Source organism: Bradyrhizobium sp. BRP23 (genome assembly GCF_020194135.1).
Taxonomy (GTDB): Bacteria; Pseudomonadota; Alphaproteobacteria; order Rhizobiales; family Xanthobacteraceae; genus Bradyrhizobium; species Bradyrhizobium yuanmingense.
This window is the reverse complement of record NZ_JADYVW010000047.1, coordinates 1-942: the sequence shown is the minus strand read 5'-3', so window position 1 is coordinate 942 and position 942 is coordinate 1. Positions and strand designations below refer to the sequence as shown.

At 59.0% G+C, this 942-nt stretch carries 1 protein-coding gene; it reads right to left on the bottom strand.

Annotation, left to right across the window (positions count from 1 at the left end):
• Nucleotides 1–576 (bottom strand): AMP-binding protein (locus I6F24_RS37265; RefSeq protein WP_225156597.1); only part of this gene is annotated, 576 nt, incomplete at its 3' end.
• Nucleotides 577–942 lie beyond the last annotated feature (366 nt).

Genomic DNA, 942 nt, shown 5'->3' with positions numbered 1-942 from the left:
ATCCGTCCGAGTGAGACTTAGGGCATCGATCTTTGCCGCCAAATGATTGTTTAGGCCGTCGCGCTCGATCATTGCGCCCTTAGGCTGGCCCGTCGAACCAGACGTAAACAGAATATAGGCAAGTCCATCCGCGTTCGGGGATGGCACAACAGACGAGGTCTGCACCCGGCGCAGTGCCGCCTCTATAGCTACGAATTGCGGAGCTGCTTTGCTGCTCTTCTGGAATAGGCTGAGCGAATCCGGCCGGTCTCGGCCCATCAACAAAGCGCAGCGGCTCTGCTCGATCATGAATGATGTACGGGAAGCCGGCAGCGATGGATCGAGCGGTAGGTACGTTGATCCAGCTTTCAAAATTGCGATGACCGCCGTCGCCCAGTCGAGGTCCCGCCCTCCCCAATAGCCGACAACCGCGCCGCGAGCACCCTGCTCTCGTAAGGTCCTTGCAAGGGCATCCGATCTTGATCGTAGCGCCTCATATGTGAGTTCGTCTGCGCCGTGCCTCAGCGCAACTCTCTCCGGATCCGAATCTGCAAGCCGATCGATCGCCGTGACCGCGTCAACCGGTTGACGTTCCATAGACTGCTCCTTGCCTGATTGATTTTCCGTAGGCACGCGCCCCGCCATTCGTCGCCTTCTTCGGCGCCCAAATCGGAACGCCGGAGCTCGTCATCGAGGTGACATGCGCAGCCACCCTGATTCCGCACGTCGGTTTTGTCCATATGACCTTCTCGCTGTTCGCTTCTGGCTCGATGATCGGCAGAGGAACAGGAGGACGCTAGGACCCCGCGTCCACTTTGGCACCTACCTACTCTTGTAGTGGACCTGCCATCGTCTGCATGGCACTCGCGATCGACGCGCCCACAGGCTCGTTACGGCTTGTGATTAGCGTAATTGTCCGATTTCGCGGCACTTGAGCCGGCACCACCAACCCATCGAGAGCGT